Below are 17,723 nucleotides of genomic sequence, written 5' to 3'. Positions count from 1 at the left end.
GAGCTCAGCCGCCGGACGGGCCCGGCCCGCCGGCGGCCGGAGGCATCACGTGCGGCCCCGCCCCCAGGAGCATCCGCTGCAGCTCGCGCGCCGCGCGCGGCGGCTCCACGTCGCTGCGGTGCGCGAGCGCGATCGTGCGCCGCAGACCCGGTGAGGCCAGTGCTGTGGTCCGCAGGTCCTGTCACGCCCGGACGGCGACCATGCGGGGCACCACGGCGACGCCCAGGCCCGCCCGTACGAATCCGAGTACGGCGTCCATCTCGCCGCCCTCCACCGTGAACGACGGCTCGAACCCCTCCGCCCGGCACGCGGCCACGGTCAGCTCCCGGAGGTCGTAGCCGTGCCGGAACATCACCAGCGGCTCGTTCTCCAGATCGGCGACGCGCACGGAGCCCTTCCGGCCGGGTGCGGGCCGGGTCGCCGAGGACACCACCACCAGGTCCTCGTGCAGCAGCTCCACCGTGGTCAGCGCCGGTGACGCGGCCGGCAGGGGCAGCACGAGCAGCGCCAGATCCAGGGCGCCCCTGGCCAGCTGCCGTACGAGGTCGTGGGAGCCGCCCTCCTCGATCAGGAGCTGGATCCCCGGATGCGCGCCGTGGAAGGCCCGCAGCACGTCGGGCAGCAGGCCGGTGCAGACGCTCGGGGTGGCGCCGAGCCTGACCCTGCCCCGGCGCAGCTGCACCAGCTCCTGCACCTCGTGGCGAGCCGTGTCCGCGTCCGCCAGGATCCTGCGCGCCAGCGGCAGCAGTGCCTCGCCGGCGTCGGTCAGCGCGATGTTCCCCCGTGCCCTGCTGAAGAGCTCGGCGCCCAGCTCGTTCTCCAGGGCCTTGATCTGCTGGGAGAGGGAGGGCTGCGACACGTGCACCTCCTCGGCGGCGCGGGTGAAGTGCCTGGCCTCGGCCACGGCCACGAAATAGGCGAGCTGCTGGAAGTGCATGCGGCCGACGATAGCGGAGTCCATAGCTGTTGCCTATGGAGATCAGTCGTTTCATGTCTTGGACTGATGATGCCTTCCGCCTCTAGCGTCGTGTCCATGGCATTGGCAACGCGGGCGGACCGACGGCCGTCCATGACGCGTACGCTCTGGGACTCGTCCGTCGGCAAGAAGACGATCATGGCTGTGAGCGGCCTGATCATGCTCGGCTATCTGGTCGTCCACATGCTGGGCAACCTGAAGATCTTCTTCGGATCCGACGAGTTCAACCACTACGCGCACTGGCTCCGGACGTTGGGCGAGCCGTTCCTGCACCACGAGTGGGCGCTGTGGATCGTCCGTGTGGTGCTCGTCGCGGCCGTCGTCCTGCACGCCGTCTCCGCGTACCAGCTGAGCCGCCGCGACCTCAGGGCACGTCCGACGGCGTACGTCCACAAGAAGGCCCGGTCGAGCTATGCCACGCGCACCATGCGCTACGGCGGCATCATCCTCGCGCTGTTCATCGTGTGGCACATCCTGGACCTCACGACGGGCACCGTGCACACCGGCGGCTTCCAGGCGGGGCACCCGTACCAGAACGTGCTCGACACCTTCTCCACCTGGTACGGCAACGTCATCTACATCGTCGCCGTACTCGCCCTCGGCCTCCACGTCCAGCACGGGTTCTGGAGTGCGGCGCAGACCCTCGGAGTGGGCAGCGCCGCCCGGGACCGCGTGCTGAAGACGCTGGCCAATGTCCTCGCAGTCGTACTGACGGCCGGCTTCGTCTCCGTGCCCGTCGCCGTCATGACCGGAGTGGTGAGCTGAACATGAGCGACTACACGAACTACCGGACCGGCGAGCCCGTCGTCGACACCAAGGCGCCCACGGGACCCGTCGCCGACCGCTGGGACACCCGCCGCTTCGAGGCGAAGCTGGTCAACCCCGCCAACCGCCGCAAGCACACCGTCATCGTCGTCGGCACCGGTCTGGCCGGCGGATCCGCGGGCGCGACCCTCGCCGAACAGGGCTACCACGTCGTCCAGTTCTGCTTCCAGGACTCGCCCCGGCGCGCCCACTCCGTCGCCGCGCAGGGTGGCATCAACGCCGCCAAGAACTACCGCAACGACGGGGACTCGGTGCACCGCCTGTTCTACGACACGGTCAAGGGCGGCGACTTCCGCGCCCGTGAGTCCAACGTCCACCGTCTGGCCGAGATCTCCGTGGAGATCATCGACCAGTGCGTCGCCCAGGGCGTGCCCTTCGCCCGTGAGTACGGCGGCCTCCTCGACAACCGTTCCTTCGGTGGCGTCCAGGTCTCCCGCACCTTCTACGCCCGGGGCCAGACGGGGCAGCAACTCCTCCTCGGCGCCTATCAGGCGCTCTCCCGCCAGATCGCCGCGGGCAACGTCGAACTGCACTCGCGCACCGAGATGCTCGACCTGGTCGTCGTCGACGGCAAGGCACGCGGCATCGTGGCCCGTGACCTGGTCACCGGGAAGATCGACACCTACTTCGCGGACGCGGTCGTCCTGGCCAGCGGGGGATACGGCAACGTCTTCTACCTGTCGACGAACGCCATGAACTCCAACGCCACCGCCATCTGGCGCGCCCACCGCCGCGGCGCCTGGTTCGCCAACCCCTGCTTCACACAGATCCACCCCACCTGCATCCCGCGTACCGGCGACCACCAGTCGAAGCTGACGCTGATGAGTGAGTCGCTGCGCAACGACGGACGCATCTGGGTCCCGAAGGCCAAGGGCGACGAACGCCCCGCCAACGAGATCCCGGAGGAGGAGCGGGACTACTACCTGGAGCGCATCTACCCCGCCTTCGGAAACCTCGTACCCCGTGACATCGCCTCCCGCGCCGCCAAGAACGTGTGCGACGAGGGACGCGGCGTGGGGCCGGGCGGCCAGGGCGTCTACCTCGACTTCGCCGAGGCGATCGCGCGCATGGGCAGGAAGAAGGTCGAGGAGAAGTACGGCAACCTCTTCGACATGTACGCCCGCATCACCGCGGAGAACCCCTACGAGACCCCGATGCGGATCTATCCGGCCGTCCACTACACGATGGGCGGGCTGTGGGTCGACTACGACCTCCAGACCACGATCCCCGGCCTCTTCGCCATCGGCGAGGCCAACTTCTCGGACCACGGCGCCAACCGCCTCGGCGCGTCCGCGCTGATGCAGGGCCTCGCCGACGGTTACTTCGTCCTGCCCTCGACCATCAACGACTACCTGGCCCGCAATCCGCACACGGAGGAGATCGACGCCACCCACCCCGTGGTCGCCGAGGCCGTCGCCGAGACGGAGGACCGGCTCAACCTGCTCCTCGCCGTGGACGGGGACCGCACCCCAGACTCCTTCCACCGCGAGATCGGTGAGCTCATGTGGGAGTTCTGCGGGATGGCCCGCACCGAGGAGGGCCTGCGCAAGGCCCTCGACCGGATCCCGCAGATCCGCGAGGAGTTCTGGCGCCGCATCAAGGTGCCCGGCACCGGCGAGCAGTTCAACCAGTCGCTGGAGAAGGCCAACCGGGTCGTCGACTACCTGGAGCTCGCCGAGCTCATGTGCCTCGACGCCCTGCACCGCGCGGAGTCCTGCGGTGGCCACTTCCGCGAGGAATCGCAGACCCCGGACGGCGAAGCCGCCCGCAGGGACGAGGAGTTCTCCTACGCCGCCGCCTGGGAGTTCAGCGCGACCGGCGACGCCCCCGTCCTGCACAAGGAAGACCTCGTCTTCGAGTACGTCCACCCCACCCAGCGGAGCTACGCATGAAGCTCACCCTGCGCGTCTGGCGCCAGCAGAACGCCGAGGCGCCCGGCGCCATGGCCACCTACGAAGTCGACGGTATCTCGAAGGACATGTCGTTCCTGGAGATGCTCGACACCCTGAACGAGGAGCTCATCCTCAGCGGGGAGGAGCCCGTCGCCTTCGACCACGACTGCCGCGAGGGCATCTGCGGCGCGTGCAGCCTCGTCATCAACGGCGACGCCCACGGCCCCGAGCGCACCACCACCTGCCAGCTCCACATGCGCTCCTTCGACGACGGCGACACCATCGACATCGAACCGTGGCGCGCCTCGGCCTTCCCGGTCGTCAAGGACCTCGTCGTCGACCGCTCCTCCTTCGACCGGATCATCCAGTCCGGCGGATACATCTCCGCGCCCACCGGCACGGCACCCGACGCGCACGCCACGCCGATACCCAAGCCGGACGCCGATTCCGCCTTCGAGCACGCCGAGTGCATCGGCTGCGGTGCCTGCGTGGCCGCCTGCCCGAACGGTTCGGCGATGCTGTTCACCTCGGCGAAGATCAACCACCTCAACGTGCTCCCGCAGGGGGCACCCGAGCGCGAGACCCGGGTCCTCGACATGGTCGCCACCATGGACGAGGAGGGCTTCGGCGGATGCACCCTCACCGGCGAGTGCGCCACGGCCTGTCCCAAGGGCATCCCGCTGCCGTCGATCACCGCGATGAACAAGGAGTGGCTCCGGGCCAACCGCAAGGTGCGCCGCTGACCCGCCTCCGAGCGGGGAGTCAGCCGTTCCGCAGTGCCTTCGCCAGGTACGCGGCCGTACGGCTCCCCGCCGCCCGGGCCACCTCCGCCGGGGTGCCGGTGGCCATGATCCGGCCGCCCCGGTCACCGCCGCCCGGCCCCAGATCGATCACCCGGTCCGCACCGGCCACCACGGCCATGTCGTGCTCCACGACGACGACGGTGCCGCCCGCGTCGACCAGGCCGTGCAACTGCCGCATCAGCAGCTCCACATCGGCCGGATGCAGCCCCGTCGTCGGTTCGTCCAGCAGATAGAGGGTGTGGCCGCGCCGTGCGCGCTGGAGCTCCGTGGCGAGCTTGATCCGCTGGGCCTCACCGCCCGACAGCTCCGTCGCCGGCTGGCCCAGGCGCAGATAGCCGAGCCCCACGTCCAGCAGTGCCCGCAGGCTGCGTTCGGCCGCCGGGGTTCCGGAGAGGAACCCGGCAGCGGCCTCCACCGTCAGGTCCAGCACCTCGGCGATGGTGAGCCCGCGCAGGGTCACCTCCAGCGTGCGCGGGTTGTAACGCGCGCCGTGACAGTCCGGGCAGGGGGCGTACGTACTGGGCAGGAAGAGCAGCTCGACCGAGACGAACCCCTCGCCCTGGCAGGTCTCGCACCGCCCGCCCGCCACGTTGAACGAGAACCGGCCCGCCCGGTACCCCCGGGCGCGTGCCGTCTCCGTCCCCGCGAACAGCTTGCGGACGACGTCGAACAGCCCCGTGTACGTGGCCAGGTTGGACCGGGGTGTACGCCCGATGGGCCGCTGGTCGACCTGCACGAGCCGGTCCACGGCCTCCAGCCCCTCCGCGGACGCGCAGCCGGGCGTTGCCGGCGCGGGGAGCTCCTCCGCGCTCTCGGCCGGCCGCCGGTCGGCGAGCACACCGGCCAGCACCTGCCCGACGAGGGTCGACTTCCCCGACCCCGACACACCGGTCACCGCCGTGAGCACGCCGAGCGGGAACGCGGCGTCGACGCCCCGCACGTTGTGCAGGTCCACCCCGCGCAGAGTGATCCACCCCGAGGGGGTGCGCGGTTCCCGTGCCGGCGCAGGGTCCTCGCCGAAGAGGAAGCGCCGTGTCGCGGAGCCGGTGACCGAGGCGAGCTCCGCCGGAGGGCCGCTGTGCAGCACCCTGCCGCCGTGCTCCCCGGCCAGCGGTCCCACGTCCACCAGCCAGTCGGCCCGCCGCACCACGTCCATCTGGTGCTCCACCACGAACACCGAGTTCCCCGCGTCCTTGAGCCGTCCGAGCACACGGAGCAGCGACTGGGTGTCCGCGGGGTGCAGGCCGGCCGAAGGCTCGTCCAGCACATAGACCACCCCGAACAGTCCCGAGCGCAGCTGCGTGGCGAGCCGCAGTCGCTGGAGCTCACCGGACGACAGGGTCGGCGCCGTACGGTCGAGGCTGAGATAGCCGAGGCCCAGCTCGGTCACCGGCTCGATCCTGGTCAGCAGGTCGGCCGTCAGCACCCGTGCCGTGTCACTGCCACCCCCCGACTCCAGCAGCACCTCGGTCAGGGCGGTGAGCGGGATCGCGACGAGGTCGGCGATCGTACGCCCGGCGAAGGTGACCGCCATGGCCTCCGGACGCAGCCTGCTGCCACGGCACACCGGACACGGCGAACTGGTCAGGAAGCGCTCGGCCTTCGCCCTCAGCGTGCGGCTCCTGGAATCCGCGAACGTGTGCATCACATAGCGGCGCGCGCTCATGTACGTGCCCTGGTACGGGCGCTGGATACGGCCCGCGTCACGCACCGGGTGGACCGTCACCACCGGCTGCTCCTCCGTGAACAGGATCCACTCCCGCTCCTCCTGCCCGAGCTCCCGCCACGGCCGCGCGACGTCGTAGCCGAGGGCGTCGAGCACATCGCGCAGGTTCTTGCCCTGCCAGGCACCGGGCCAGGCGGCGATCGCCCCGTCCCGGATCGACAACGACGGGTCGGGCACGAGCAGGTCCTCGGTCGTGCCGTGCACACGGCCCAGCCCGTGGCACTCGGGGCAGGCCCCGGCCGCCGTGTTCGGCGAGAACGCGTCGGAGTCGAGCCGCTCCGCGCCCGGCGGATAGGTGCCCGCGCGTGAGAACAGCATCCGCAGCGAGTTGGACAGCGTGGTGACCGTGCCCACGGAGGAGCGCGAACCGGGTGCCGAGCGGCGCTGTTCCAGGGAGACGGCGGGCGGCAGGCCGGTGATCTCACCGACGACCGGAGCCCCGACCTGATGGATCAGCCGGCGGGCGTACGGCGCGACGGACTCGAAGTACCGGCGCTGGGCCTCCGCGTAGATCGTCCCGAAGGCGAGGGAGGACTTCCCCGAGCCCGAGACGCCCGTGAAGACGACGAGGGTGTCGCGCGGGATGTCGACGTCCACATCGCGGAGGTTGTGCTCGCGCGCGCCGCGCACCCGGACGTACGGATCGTGAGGGGTCGACATCGCTTGTACGGCTCCGTGGGTCGGTGGTCATGGTCCTGCCGGTGATCCTCGCGCACGTGAGCGCGCACGAGGACCACCGGCAGTGCGGGGCCCGCGGTGCTACACCATCGGGTCCATGCCGCGGTCGCGCATGGCGCTCTCCTGCTCGCTCTGCTCCCGCAGACGGCGGGCCTTGTCCTGGAGGCGCTGCCGCTGCTCCGGGTCGGTGGCGCGCTCGGCCGCCTCGTTCAGTTCCTGCGCCTTGGCACGCAGCTGCTGGGCTCGGCCACCGGACTCACCTGCAACGCTCATGATCACTCCTGGATCTGGGGGGAGCGGACAGGATCAGCGAATCAGCGCGCAGGTCCGGCTGCATCTCGAGCGTCACGCCCGGCGGCCGTCCGCGGTGCCCCGTTCGGACCGTCCGCCCGGCAGGCGTAGGTGCGAGGGTGTGGGGTAGTGGGTGCGGCGGTGCAGCACCGCCGTCCGACAGTGAGGAGAGGCGCCATGCCCGCAGGATCCAGCGCCAAGCGAGAACGCCAGTACGAGCACATCAAGGACAGTGCCGAGCAGCGCGGCACCTCCACGAAGCGTGCCAAGGAGATCGCGGCGCGCACGGTCAACAAGGAGCGTGCGCGCTCCGGGGAGTCACGCACCGCGAGCCGGACGTCCCTGAAGGACCCCAAGTCGGCATCCGAGCGCGGTGGGCAGCGTTCCCACAGCGGAGCCCAGGGGCCGACGAGGGACCAGCTCTACGAGGAGGCCAAGAAGAAGAACGTCGAGGGCCGCTCGTCCATGAACAAGGAGGAGCTGCGCAAGGCCCTCGGGCGCTGACGCCCCGAGCCGTGCCGCCGGCTGCTGTCTTCTAGGCTGGCGCCGTGAGCGATGACACCCGGCCGCTGGCCGTATTCGATCTCGACGGCACTCTGGCCGACAGCGGTCACCGGCAGCACTTCCTCGAAGGCCGGCGCCGTGACTGGGCAGGGTTCTTCGCCGCGGCACCCGACGATCCTCCGCTGGAGGAAGGGGTGAGTCTGGCCCTGGCGAGCGCCGAGGAGTGCGAGGTCGTGTATCTGACCGGCAGGCCCGAGCGGTGCCGCCGGGACACCGTGGCCTGGCTGGAGGAGCAGGGGCTGCCCAGGGGCAGCGTTCATATGCGCCGTAACGACGACCGGCGTCCGGCCCGCCGCACCAAGCTGGAGATCCTGGAGCGGCTGGGCCGGACGCGCGAGGTGCGGGTGCTCGTCGACGACGACGAGCTGGTGTGCGACGCGGCGGAACTCGCCGGATTCACCGTCGTACGGGCCCGGTGGGCCGTCACCGCGCAGGCGATGAGGGACGCGCAGGAGCGCGAGGGGCGTACGTGACCGGGAGAGCGCGGGCGTACGGGACCGGGAGCGCCGGCTGTGTACGTGACCGGAGCCGGCCGGTGCGGCTGCTCGGGCGGGCCGTGAGCACGAGGCCCGGCATGTGCCGTGGGGAGGCATTTCGCGGGGACGCCGCCCGGGCCGCCTGCGGCGCTGCGGTCAGGCCTTCTCGTCGAGCCGGAAGCCGACCTTGAGTCCTACCTGGTAGTGCGCGACGCGGCCGTCCTCGATGTGACCGCGGACTTCGGTCATTTCGAACCAGTCGAGATTGTGCAACGTTTCGGCCGCTCTCGCGACGCCGTTGCGGATCGCCGCGTCCAGACCCTCTTCGGAGGTTCCTACGATCTCGGTGACCCTGTAGGTGTGATTCGACATCTAATGTCTCCTTTCGTGATTCCACGGTGCCCTACTCCGTGGAGGAGCGCGAGGTGTCCGGCGGGAACCCGGCCGCGAGAGCGGGCTTGACCTGCCCATTGGTCCATACCAAACTCCGACTCATACACCCGTGCGAGCGCCGCCCGCAGTCCCCCCACCCGGGTCCTGACATGTCGTCGTGCCGTTTCGCAGAAGGTGACCCCGTGAAGATCCGCATACTGGCCGGAGCCGTCGCGCTCGTTTCCTCCGTCACGCTGAGCGGCTGCGGCTATCTCCCCGGCTCGGACGCCGACAGCAGCAAGGTCACGGTGTGGCTCATGAAGGGCAGCGCCTCCGAGAGCTTCCTCGACCGCTTCGAGGAGTCGTACGAGGCCGAGCACCCCTCCGTCGAACTGGAGATCGTCCTCCAGGAATGGGGCGGCATCGGACCCAAGGTGCTGAAGGCACTTGAGGGCTCGGACGCCCCGGACGTCATCGAGGTCGGCAACACCCAGGTCGCCCAGTACGCCGAAAGCGGCGAACTGCGCGACCTCACCCTGGAGTCGATCCGCGACCTGGGCGGCGAGGACTGGCTTCCCGGTCTTGCCGAGCCGGGCAAGGTCAACGGCGCGCAGTACGGGATTCCCTGGTACGCGGCCAACCGCGTCGTCATCTACAACAAGGACCTCTTCGCGCAGGCGGGGATCACCGAACTCCCCGAGACGCGCGAGGAATGGGTGGAGATCACCGAACGGCTGAACACCACCGGCCAGCAGGGCATCTACCTCGCGGGACAGAACTGGTACGTACTCGCCGGCTTCATCTGGGACGAGGGCGGGGAACTGGCCGAGGAGGGCGGCGGCGAGTGGGAGGGCACCCTGGACTCGCCCGCCGCGCTGCGGGGCATGGACTTCTACAAGACGCTCCAGGCCCTGGGCGACGGCCCGAAGGACGCCGACGAGCAGACGCCCCCGGAGACCGACGTCTTCGCCGAGGGAGACGTCGCCCAGATCATCTCGGTCCCCGGCAGCGCCGCGCTCATCGAGCAGCAGAACCCCGAACTCAAGGGGAAGCTCGGTTACTTCCCCATCCCCGGCAAGACCGCGAAGACGCCAGGAGCCGTCTTCACCGGAGGCTCCGACCTGATCGTGCCCGAAGGCGCCGAACAGCGCGGCGAAGGCATCGAGGTCGTCAAGGCGCTCGCGGGCGAGAAGTGGCAGACGGAGCTCGCCCGGGCCATGAGCTACGTGCCCAACAAGCCCGCCCTCGCGAGCGTGGTGGACGGCCAGGAGGGAACCTCCGCGATGGCGGAGGGCGCCACAGAAGGAAGGGCCACCCCCAATTCGCCCTTCTGGCCCGCCGTAGAGGCCGACAACCCGATCAAGGTGTACATGACGGCGGTCCTGGAGGGCGGCGACCCCGCCGAGGAGGCGCGCAAGGCCTCGGACCGGATCACCTCCAAGCTGATCACCGGCTGACGGCGGAGGCGGCGCCGGGAGCCGGGGATTCAGCCGTCGCACATCCCCGCGCTCCACAGCGGTCACGTCGAATCCAGCCGGTCACGGAAGAAGTAGGGGGCCGGGCTTCGCACTCCGCGACAGCCCGGCAGCCGCCCTCGCTGATCCGTCCCCGGAGACTGCCATGACCGCGCTGCCCCTCGCCTCTCCCACGCCCTCAGCCGTCCCGGTGCCCGCCACGCGTAAACCCGCCGCGCCCGCGTCGGGCTACCGGGTCTCGCTGGCCACCTGCCAGGACGACGTACGCGCCGCGCAGCGGCTGCGGCACCTCGTGTTCGCCGGAGAGCTCGGCGCCCGGCTGGAGACCACCGAACCCGGCCTGGACAGCGACGCCTTCGACGCCTTCTGCGACCACCTCCTGGTGCGCGAGGAAGCCACCGGCGACGTGGTCGCGACCTACCGGCTCCTGCCGCCCGAAGGAGCCAGGCTCGCCGGCGGGCTCTACGCGGAGAGCGAGTTCGACCTCGGCCGGCTGGGGCCGATCCGACACGACCTGGTCGAGGTCGGCCGGTCGTGCGTCCACCCCGCCCACCGCGACGGGGCCGTCATCGCCCTCATCTGGGCCGGACTGGCCCGCTACATGGAGCGCACCGGCCACAACTGGCTGGCGGGCTGCTGCTCCGTGCCCCTCGCCGACGGCGGCGCGCTGGCTGCCAGGACCTGGGACACCGTACGCACCCACCATCTGGCGCCCGAGGAGTACTGGGTCACCCCGCACCGGCTCTGGGACACCACGGGTCAGCCCGAACCTGCCCAGCCCGGCGCGGGCGGCCGGGCAGGGCTGCCGCCGCTGCTGCGCGGCTACCTGCGACTCGGCGCCTGGGTGTGCGGGGCGCCCGCCCACGACCCCGGCTTCGGCGTCGCCGACCTCTACGTCCTGCTCTCGATGCGGCGCACCGACCCGCGCTACCTGCGCCATTTCCTCTCCCTGGCCCCGCTGCGATGAGTGCCTGGCTGCCCACCGCACCCTGCACGCCGCGAGACTGCGCGGGACACGAAGGCCCCGGCCGCCTGCCGCCTGTCGCAGTCGTCCTGCTGCTCGCCGGGTGCGCGCTCACCCTTCTCGGGGTGCTGTGCGTGCCCGCCGTGCGACTCCTGGAGCCCGCGCGGCGCGACCAACTGATCCGCGTCTGGGCGTTCGCCGTGGTGCGGGCCTTCGGCGTACGAATACGGGTCACCGGGTGCCCCGTGGAGCCCGGTGCCGCGCCGAGGGGCGAGCTCGTCGTCGCCAACCACGTCTCGTGGCTGGACATCCCTCTCCTGGCGGTCGTCCGTCCGGCCCGGATGGTCGCCAAGAGCGAGATACGCGGCTGGCCGGTGTTCGGACGGATCGCCGCGCTCGGTGGAACGCTGTTCATCGAGCGGGACCGGCTCCGCGCCCTGCCGGGCGCGGTCCGGGCTCTCTCGGGGGCGCTGGCCGCCGGATCGAGCGTGGCGGTCTTCCCGCAGGGCAGCACCTGGTGCGGCCGGAGCAGCGGCGGGCGCTTCCGGCCCGCCGCCTTCCAGGCGGCGATCGACGCCGGCGCAGCCGTGCGTCCGGTCCGCATCGGATACCGGACGGCACGGACGGACGCGGCGGGGGCCGCCGCCTTCGTGGGGGACGACCCGCTCGCCGCCTCGCTGTGGCGCGTGGTGTCCGCAGCCGGGCTCACCGCCGAGATCCGCGTCCTGCCGCTGATCCCCGCCGGCAGTGAGCCCGACCGGCGTGCTCTGGCGAGAGCCGCTCAGTGCGCCGTCGCCAGCGACAGCGCGAACCGGCCCGCCGTGTCCGTCCACCACTGATCCAGGCGCAGGCCCGCCGCGGCCAGTTCCTCGCGCACCTTGTCCTCGCGGAACTTCGCCGAGATCTCCGTACGCAGTTCCTCGCCCTCCTCGAACTGGACCACGAGATCCAGCTCCCGGATCTTCACCGTCAGCGCCCGGCGGGCACGCAGCCGCATCTCGATCCACTCGTTGTGCGGGTCCCACAGGGCCACGTGCTCGAAGTCGTCCGGCGGGAAGTCCGCGCCCAGTTCACGGTTCACCACCGTCAGGACGTTCTTGTCGAACGCGGCCGTCACACCGGCCGCGTCGTCGTACGCCGCGACGAGGGTGGCCTCGTCCTTGACCAGGTCCGTGCCGAGCAACAGCGCGTCCCCGGGGGAGAGCCGGCCCCGTACGGAAGCCAGGAACTCCGCGCGCTCCTCCGGCAGCAGATTCCCCAGCGTGCCGCCGAGGAACGCCACGAGCCGTGGACCCGGACTGTCGGGCAGCTCCAGCGCATGAGTGAAATCGGCGACGAGCGCGTGCACCGAGAGCCCGGGCCGCTCGGCCAGCAAGGCTTCGGCGGCCCCCGCGAGGGCGCTCTCACTCACATCGACCGGGACATAGGTGTGCAGCTCCGGCAGCGCGTCCAGCAGGTGCCTGGTCTTCTCCGAGGAGCCCGACCCCAGCTCGACCAGGGTCTTCGCCCCGGAGGCCGCCGCGATGTCATCTGCGCGGGCGATCAGGATCTCCCGTTCGGCACGCGTCGGGTAGTACTCGGCCAGCCGGGTGATCTCCTCGAACAGCTCGCTGCCGTGCGCGTCGTAGAACCACTTGGGCGGCAGGGTCTTCGGTTGCGCGGTCAGACCGCTCAGTACATCGGCGCGCAGCGCCGCGTCCGTCGCGTCCGCCGGCAGGGTGCGGGTCAGCAGGAAGGGACTCACGCTGTGGGCTCCTTGAGCGGGGTCAGCAGAAGATCGGTGCGCGTCGCGGCCAGCAGGGTGCGGTCCGGGACCTCGCGCCAGTACGGATCGTCGTCGTACGGCTCCGAGGCCACCACCGTGCGGCGGCCCGGTTCGTGCAGATACCAGAGCGAGTCGCCCCAGGTGGTCGCCACCACGGTGGAACCGTCGGTGAGCAGCAGATTGAGGCGTGAACCAGGGGCGGCGGTGCCGACGTCGACCACTGTGTCGGCGACCGCCCGCGCTATCTCGTCGCCCTGGGCCAGCCGATGCAGCACCAGCGCCCAGATCAGCGCGGAATCGCTGCGCGCCGCCAGGGTGAGCATCCGTTCGGACGGCAGGGAGCCGGCCAGTGCCGCCAGGGAGCCGGGCCAGCCCCGCACCGCCCCGTTGTGGCTGAACAACACGGTGCCCTCGGCGAAAGGAGCGGCGGCGGCCTCCCCGTCCGCACCGGCGAAGGTCGCGTCACGGACCGCGGCGAGCAGCGCCGTGCTGCGCACCACGCGGGTGAGATCGGCGAAGGTCTCGTCGCCCCACACGGGCCCGCTGCGGCGGTAGCGGCCCGGCACCGGGTCACCCTCCGCGTACCAGCCGACCCCGAAACCGTCGGCGTTCACCGTGCCGTACCGCTGACGCCGTGGCTCCCAGGACTGGCGGACGAGCCCGTGAGGGGGAGTGACGAGCAGCTCGCCCAGAGGCACCGAGGGCCCCAGGTACGCGATGTGACGGCACATCAGGCATCCCTCGCCGTACGGAACCCGGAGAAGATCTGGCGCCGCACCGGGAGGTCCCAGTTGCGGAACGTACCCCGGCAGGCCACCGGATCCACGGCGAACGAACCACCGCGCAGCACCTTGTGCGCCGGCCCGAAGAACACCTCCGAGTACTCGCGGTACGGGAACGGGGCGAAACCGGGGTAGGGCGCGAAGTCGCTCGACGTCCACTCCCACACGTCACCGATCAGCTGGCCCACGCCGGCCGGGGACCGGCCCGCCGCGTACGCCCCCGCGGGGGCGGGCCGCAGATGGCGCTGGCCGAGGTTGGCGTGCTCGGGCGCCGGGTCCTCGTCGCCCCAGGGGTAGCGCAGCGAACGCCCGGAGGCGGGGTCGTGCCGGGCGGCCTTCTCCCATTCCGGCTCGGTCGGCAGGCGCCGCCCCGACCAGCGGGCGTAGGCGTCCGCCTCGTACCAGCTGACGTGGAGCACCGGCTCGTCCGCCCGCACGGGCTCGGTCACGCCGAAGCGACGCGTGAGCCACTGTCCTGCGTCCCGGTGCCAGAACAGCGGAGCACTCAGGCCGTGTTCGCGGACCATCGCCCAGCCCTCGGGCGCCCACCAGCGTTCGTCGGTGTAGCCGCCGTCCTCGATGAAGCGGGCGTAGGCGCCGCAGGTGACCGGGGCGGTGTCGATGTGGAACGGGTCCACGTCGCGCCGGTGCGCGGGCCGTTCGTTGTCGAGGGCCCACGGCTCGGTGGAGGTCCCCATCGTGAAGGGGCCTCCTGGGACGAGGACTTCGACGGGCATCTGTACGGCGCCGACGGGCTCCGGGGGCTCCGGCGCGCTGAGCACGGCGGGCCCCGAACGCAGCTGATGGGTGATCAGCATCGTCTCGTCGTGCTGCTGCTCGTGCTGGGCGACCATGCCGAAGGCGAAGCCGGCGCGTTCGAGCGGCCGTCCGTCGCCGTGCAGCGGAGCGCCGCCGAGGACGTCCAAGGCTCGGCCGCGCACGTCGGAGGCGTACGCCCGTGCCTCGGCGGGGGCCAGCAGGGGCAGCGAAGGCCGGCTGGCCCGGGAGTGCTCGAAGGCGTCGTACAGCCCGTCGATCTCCGGACGCAGCGCCTCGTGGCCGCCGACCGCCCTGAGCAGCCAGAGCTCCTCCTGGTTGCCGATGTGCGCGAGGTCCCAGACCAGGGGTGACATCAGAGGGGAGTGCTGTGCGGTCAGGTCGCGGTCGTCCACGCTGTCGGTGAGCAGCGCGGTACGTTCGCGAGCGGCGAGGAGGGCGGCGAGGGCGCGTTCGCGCAGCGCCTCGGCGTCGTGTTCCCCGACGGTGTGCGCAGTGGGGTTCTCGGTCATCGGACCAGGCCCTTTCCGTGCAGCGGCGCCGTTTCCGGGCCGGGCAGATCATCGGCGGGACATCGGCCACGGGCCACGTAACGGTCGTGGAAGGCGGCGACCGTGTCGAGGACATGGCCACTCGCCCCGATCCTGGGCAGTGCCTCCAGCGCGAGGGTGAAGCAGACCGCTGCCGCGGCCGCCAGCTCCGGATCCCTCAGCCCGTCCCGGGCGGCGGCCGTCCAGAGCGGGTTGCGGGGCGCGGGCGGCAGGCCGGCGGTCTCGGCCAGCGGTTTGACGGTGCGGTACACGGTCTCTGCCGCCTCCGGGTCGTCGAACAGAGCGGTGGTGACGGCCAGCGGCACCAGCCAGCCGTCTGTGCCGGACTGGGCGTCGATCATGCGCAGCTCCAGATGCCCGCGCGGGCGCACGGGCGGGAACAGGGTGGTGACGTGGTAGTCGAGATCGGCTCGCACCGGCGGCCTCGGCCCGCCCCCGCGGAGCCAGTCCCGGAAGGTCAGCCCCACCGGTGCCGCCCAGGGGGCGTCCCCGTTCCGGATGCACATGACCGAGGTGTCGAGGGCATGCGTGGCCCACGCGTCGCGAGGCGACAGACGGCTCTGCGGAGCGAGCGCCCTGGCCGGATCGAGATTCGCCCACAGGGCCTGCCGGGTCGACCGCCAGCCCGTGCGCCGCCCCTCCCGGTACGGCGAGTTCGCGAACGACGCCACCAGCACCGCTCCCAGCAGGTGCCCGAGCTGCCAGCGCCGCCCGTAGCCCAGCGGGCCCGGCTCCTCCTCGCCTGCGTCCAGGCACACCTGGACGGAGGCGGAGGTGCACATCATGGCGCGGCCCGCCGGGCCCGAGCGGTCCAGCGCGGCTTCCATGGCGGCGTAACGGGGCTCCTGGAGCAGACGGCGCGGGGACTGCCACGGGTCGACACCGAGGCCGACCGGGGCGAGCCCGGCCCTGCCGAGGGTCTCGCGTACGGCGGCGAGATCGGTGGCCATGCTGTCGACACACGCCATCAGGGAGCTCGCGGGCTGGGAGCTGAGCTCCAGCTGGCCTCCTGGCTCGAAGGTCAGGGCAGCGTCCAGCGGGGTGGCGCGCACGGCATCGGCCGCGGCGCGGAGGCGGTCGTGCGAGACGGCGGCCTCGGGATGTTCACGGTCGTGAATGAGCCATTCGAGCTCCACACCGACCGTCCGGGGCGGTCCCGTCTTGAAACATATGCCGCGCAGTAGATCCTCCGCCTCCTCCTCACCGAGGGGCGCCGCCTCTGCGTGCGGGCCGTGCTGGCCGAGAGTGTCCGGGGGCATGCTGGGCCTCCTCTTCGGGTGCTTCCCTACCACCCAAACCCGTACCGCGATTTCGCACAAGGGTGCCTTTGCGCTACGGAAAACCAGTTGCGTCCATGCCGCCTAGGCGTCCAGCATGCCCCGTATGCACCACACGGGGGCGCGCCCATGAGCGCACGACTGCGCGGCATCGCGCGTGAGACGGAGGCCATCGTCCTGGCCGGGCGGTACCGCACGTCCGAGGGGCGGGAGGTGAGTATCGAGCGCGCCCTGACCGCCGCTCTTTCCGGAACCCGGCTGTACGGGCCCGAGCCGGTGCCCGTCGCCGCCCTGGACACCGGCCGCAGCCTGACCGTCGAGGTGACGGACGAGACGAGCCTGCGGGCCGCACACCGGCTGGCGGGCGGCCCTGCGGCCAGGACGGCCGTGCTGAACTACGCCTCGGCCCGCAATCCCGGCGGTGGCTATCTGAACGGCGCGCAGGCCCAGGAGGAGTCGCTCTGCCGCGGTTCGGCGCTCCACGCCACGCTGCTGCGCGCCCCTGAGTACTACGCGCACCACCGTGCCGAGCGCAGCGCCTTCTACAGCGACCGGGTGATCCACTCACCGGGCGTGCCGGTCTTCCGGGACGACCGCGGACGGCTCCTGGACACCCCGTACACCGTCGGATTCCTCACCTCGCCCGCGCCCAATGCCGGGGTCATCCGCAGCCGGGAACCGGAGCTCGTCCCTCGCATACCGGCCGCACTCGCGAGCCGGGCCGAACGGGTGCTCGAAGTCGCCGCTGTCCGCGGATACCGCCGACTGGTGCTCGGGGCGTGGGGCTGCGGCGTCTTCATGAACGACCCGGCCGAGGTGGCGGGGGCCTTCCGCGCCCTGCTCACCGACGGCGGGCGCTTCGCGGGCCACTTCGAGCAGGTCGTGTTCGGCGTCCCGGACCGTGACCCCCGGTCCGCCACCCGCGCGGCGTTCACCGCCGCGTTCGCGGGTCAGCTCCAGTCGTAGCGCTCCCGCAACCGCCCCACGACCAGGTCGAACCTGTCCCGGTCCAGCGCGCATGCCTCACGCCGCATGCCGTCCTCGTGCACCCGCAGCACCCGGTCCAGATCCACCCACGACGGCCGTCCTGAGCTGTCCCACGGGCCCGCGCCCAGGGCGACCCACTCATGGTCCATGTCGTGTTGCTTGCTGGACAACTGCACGGCGAGGAGCGTGCCCGTCTCCTCCCGGGCCACGACGAGGACGGGCCGGTCCTTGCCGCGCCCGTCGTTCTCCTCGAACGGCACCCAGGTCCACACGATCTCGCCGGGGTCGGGATCGCCGTCACGGTCAGGGGCGTACGAGGTGTGCACGCGCCCCACCCGGCGGGGTTCGGCCTGCGCGGTCGCGGTCGGACCGCTGCGGCCGGGGAAGTCGGTCGAACTGTCACTGCTGTGATTGATGTGCTGGAACGTCATCGCATCACCGTAGAACCTGTACGGCCCAGTCCGTGGAGCGGGTCGACAGTACGGCACTCAGGCTCTACCTCAGGATCACCTCACGCGCCGTCACCCGGCTCTCCCGTGCCC

17 protein-coding genes and 1 pseudogene are annotated in these 17,723 nt (G+C 71.4%); 9 read left to right on the top strand and 9 right to left on the bottom strand.

The window, feature by feature from the left end; all coding sequences use genetic code 11:
• Nucleotides 1-4: 4 nt before the first annotated feature.
• Nucleotides 5-937 (bottom strand): annotated as a pseudogene (locus tag ABZY45_RS23680) (LysR substrate-binding domain-containing protein).
• A gap of 96 nt (nucleotides 938-1,033) precedes the next feature.
• On the opposite strand from ABZY45_RS23680, the gene ABZY45_RS23675 reads away from it, so the two are divergent.
• From ABZY45_RS23675 to ABZY45_RS23665, 3 genes are read left to right on the top strand one after another with little or no spacing between them, the layout of a single operon-like run.
• Nucleotides 1,034-1,741, top strand: a complete 708-nt coding sequence (locus ABZY45_RS23675; RefSeq protein ID WP_356742713.1) for a succinate dehydrogenase — start codon at nucleotides 1,034-1,036, stop codon at nucleotides 1,739-1,741.
• 2 nt (nucleotides 1,742-1,743) lie between these two features.
• Nucleotides 1,744-3,693, top strand: a complete 1,950-nt coding sequence (locus tag ABZY45_RS23670; RefSeq protein WP_356742712.1) for a fumarate reductase/succinate dehydrogenase flavoprotein subunit — start codon at nucleotides 1,744-1,746, stop codon at nucleotides 3,691-3,693.
• A complete protein-coding gene (locus ABZY45_RS23665) occupies nucleotides 3,690-4,436 on the top strand; it encodes a succinate dehydrogenase/fumarate reductase iron-sulfur subunit (RefSeq protein ID WP_356742711.1) in 747 nt (248 codons plus the stop codon). The genes ABZY45_RS23670 and ABZY45_RS23665 overlap by 4 nt, the downstream gene beginning before the upstream one ends.
• A gap of 19 nt (nucleotides 4,437-4,455) precedes the next feature.
• Here ABZY45_RS23665 and ABZY45_RS23660 read toward each other — a convergent pair whose 3' ends face one another.
• Both ABZY45_RS23660 and ABZY45_RS23655 read right to left on the bottom strand, forming a co-directional pair.
• Nucleotides 4,456-6,882, bottom strand: coding sequence for an excinuclease ABC subunit UvrA (locus ABZY45_RS23660; protein WP_356742709.1), 2,427 nt, complete (start codon nucleotides 6,880-6,882; stop codon nucleotides 4,456-4,458).
• A gap of 99 nt (nucleotides 6,883-6,981) precedes the next feature.
• Nucleotides 6,982-7,173, bottom strand: coding sequence for a DUF6381 family protein (locus ABZY45_RS23655; protein WP_145805255.1), 192 nt, complete (start codon nucleotides 7,171-7,173; stop codon nucleotides 6,982-6,984).
• A 195-nt stretch (nucleotides 7,174-7,368) separates the two neighbouring features.
• Here ABZY45_RS23655 and ABZY45_RS23650 point away from each other — a divergent pair, with 195 nt between their 5' ends.
• Complete coding sequence (locus ABZY45_RS23650) at nucleotides 7,369-7,695, top strand: plasmid stabilization protein (RefSeq protein ID WP_356742707.1); 327 nt, start codon at nucleotides 7,369-7,371, stop codon at nucleotides 7,693-7,695.
• A gap of 44 nt (nucleotides 7,696-7,739) precedes the next feature.
• Nucleotides 7,740-8,228 (top strand): hypothetical protein, encoded by a 489-nt coding sequence (locus tag ABZY45_RS23645; RefSeq protein ID WP_356742706.1) that lies wholly within the window; start codon nucleotides 7,740-7,742, stop codon nucleotides 8,226-8,228.
• 159 nt (nucleotides 8,229-8,387) lie between these two features.
• Here ABZY45_RS23645 and ABZY45_RS23640 read toward each other — a convergent pair whose 3' ends face one another.
• The gene (locus ABZY45_RS23640; RefSeq protein ID WP_145805249.1) at nucleotides 8,388-8,603 is read right to left on the bottom strand and encodes a dodecin; all 216 of its coding nucleotides are present in this window, start codon (nucleotides 8,601-8,603) and stop codon (nucleotides 8,388-8,390) included.
• A gap of 203 nt (nucleotides 8,604-8,806) precedes the next feature.
• Between ABZY45_RS23640 and ABZY45_RS23635 the strand changes: the two genes are divergently transcribed.
• From ABZY45_RS23635 to ABZY45_RS23625, 3 genes are all read left to right on the top strand, one after another.
• A complete protein-coding gene (locus tag ABZY45_RS23635) occupies nucleotides 8,807-10,060 on the top strand; it encodes an extracellular solute-binding protein (protein WP_356742704.1) in 1,254 nt (417 codons plus the stop codon).
• Nucleotides 10,061-10,223: 163 nt separating this feature from the next.
• The gene (locus ABZY45_RS23630) at nucleotides 10,224-11,045 is read left to right on the top strand and encodes a GNAT family N-acyltransferase (RefSeq protein ID WP_356742702.1); all 822 of its coding nucleotides are present in this window, start codon (nucleotides 10,224-10,226) and stop codon (nucleotides 11,043-11,045) included.
• Nucleotides 11,042-11,881 carry a lysophospholipid acyltransferase family protein gene (locus ABZY45_RS23625; RefSeq protein WP_356742700.1) on the top strand — a complete coding sequence of 280 codons (840 nt, stop codon included), beginning with the start codon at nucleotides 11,042-11,044 and terminating at the stop codon, nucleotides 11,879-11,881. The genes ABZY45_RS23630 and ABZY45_RS23625 overlap by 4 nt, the downstream gene beginning before the upstream one ends.
• Here the strand turns inward: ABZY45_RS23625 and egtD are convergent.
• The 4 genes from egtD to egtA are packed head-to-tail and all read right to left on the bottom strand — an operon-like array spanning nucleotide 11,824 to nucleotide 16,176.
• Complete coding sequence (gene egtD, locus ABZY45_RS23620; RefSeq protein ID WP_356742699.1) at nucleotides 11,824-12,786, bottom strand: L-histidine N(alpha)-methyltransferase; 963 nt, start codon at nucleotides 12,784-12,786, stop codon at nucleotides 11,824-11,826. The genes ABZY45_RS23625 and egtD overlap by 58 nt on opposite strands.
• Nucleotides 12,783-13,538: an ergothioneine biosynthesis protein EgtC gene (egtC, locus tag ABZY45_RS23615; protein ID WP_356742697.1), complete on the bottom strand. Its 756-nt coding sequence runs from the start codon at nucleotides 13,536-13,538 to the stop codon at nucleotides 12,783-12,785. Before egtC ends, egtD begins: the two co-directional genes overlap by 4 nt.
• Nucleotides 13,538-14,878: an ergothioneine biosynthesis protein EgtB gene (egtB, locus tag ABZY45_RS23610; RefSeq protein ID WP_356742695.1), complete on the bottom strand. Its 1,341-nt coding sequence runs from the start codon at nucleotides 14,876-14,878 to the stop codon at nucleotides 13,538-13,540. The genes egtC and egtB overlap by 1 nt, the downstream gene beginning before the upstream one ends.
• Entirely contained in the window at nucleotides 14,875-16,176 is a 1,302-nt protein-coding gene (gene egtA, locus ABZY45_RS23605) for an ergothioneine biosynthesis glutamate--cysteine ligase EgtA (RefSeq protein ID WP_356742693.1), read from the bottom strand. Before egtA ends, egtB begins: the two co-directional genes overlap by 4 nt.
• A 147-nt stretch (nucleotides 16,177-16,323) precedes the next feature.
• On the opposite strand from egtA, the gene ABZY45_RS23600 reads away from it, so the two are divergent.
• Nucleotides 16,324-17,160 (top strand): TIGR02452 family protein, encoded by an 837-nt coding sequence (locus ABZY45_RS23600; RefSeq protein ID WP_356742691.1) that lies wholly within the window; start codon nucleotides 16,324-16,326, stop codon nucleotides 17,158-17,160.
• On the opposite strand, the gene ABZY45_RS23595 is transcribed toward ABZY45_RS23600, so the two are convergent.
• Entirely contained in the window at nucleotides 17,145-17,612 is a 468-nt protein-coding gene (locus ABZY45_RS23595; protein WP_356742690.1) for a type II toxin-antitoxin system PemK/MazF family toxin, read from the bottom strand. The genes ABZY45_RS23600 and ABZY45_RS23595 overlap by 16 nt on opposite strands.
• Nucleotides 17,613-17,723 lie beyond the last annotated feature (111 nt).

Origin of the sequence: Streptomyces sp. NPDC006516 (genome assembly GCF_040611875.1) — a bacterium.
Lineage (GTDB): Bacteria > Actinomycetota > Actinomycetes > Streptomycetales > Streptomycetaceae > Streptomyces.
This window is presented reverse-complemented; position numbering and strand designations above follow the sequence as displayed.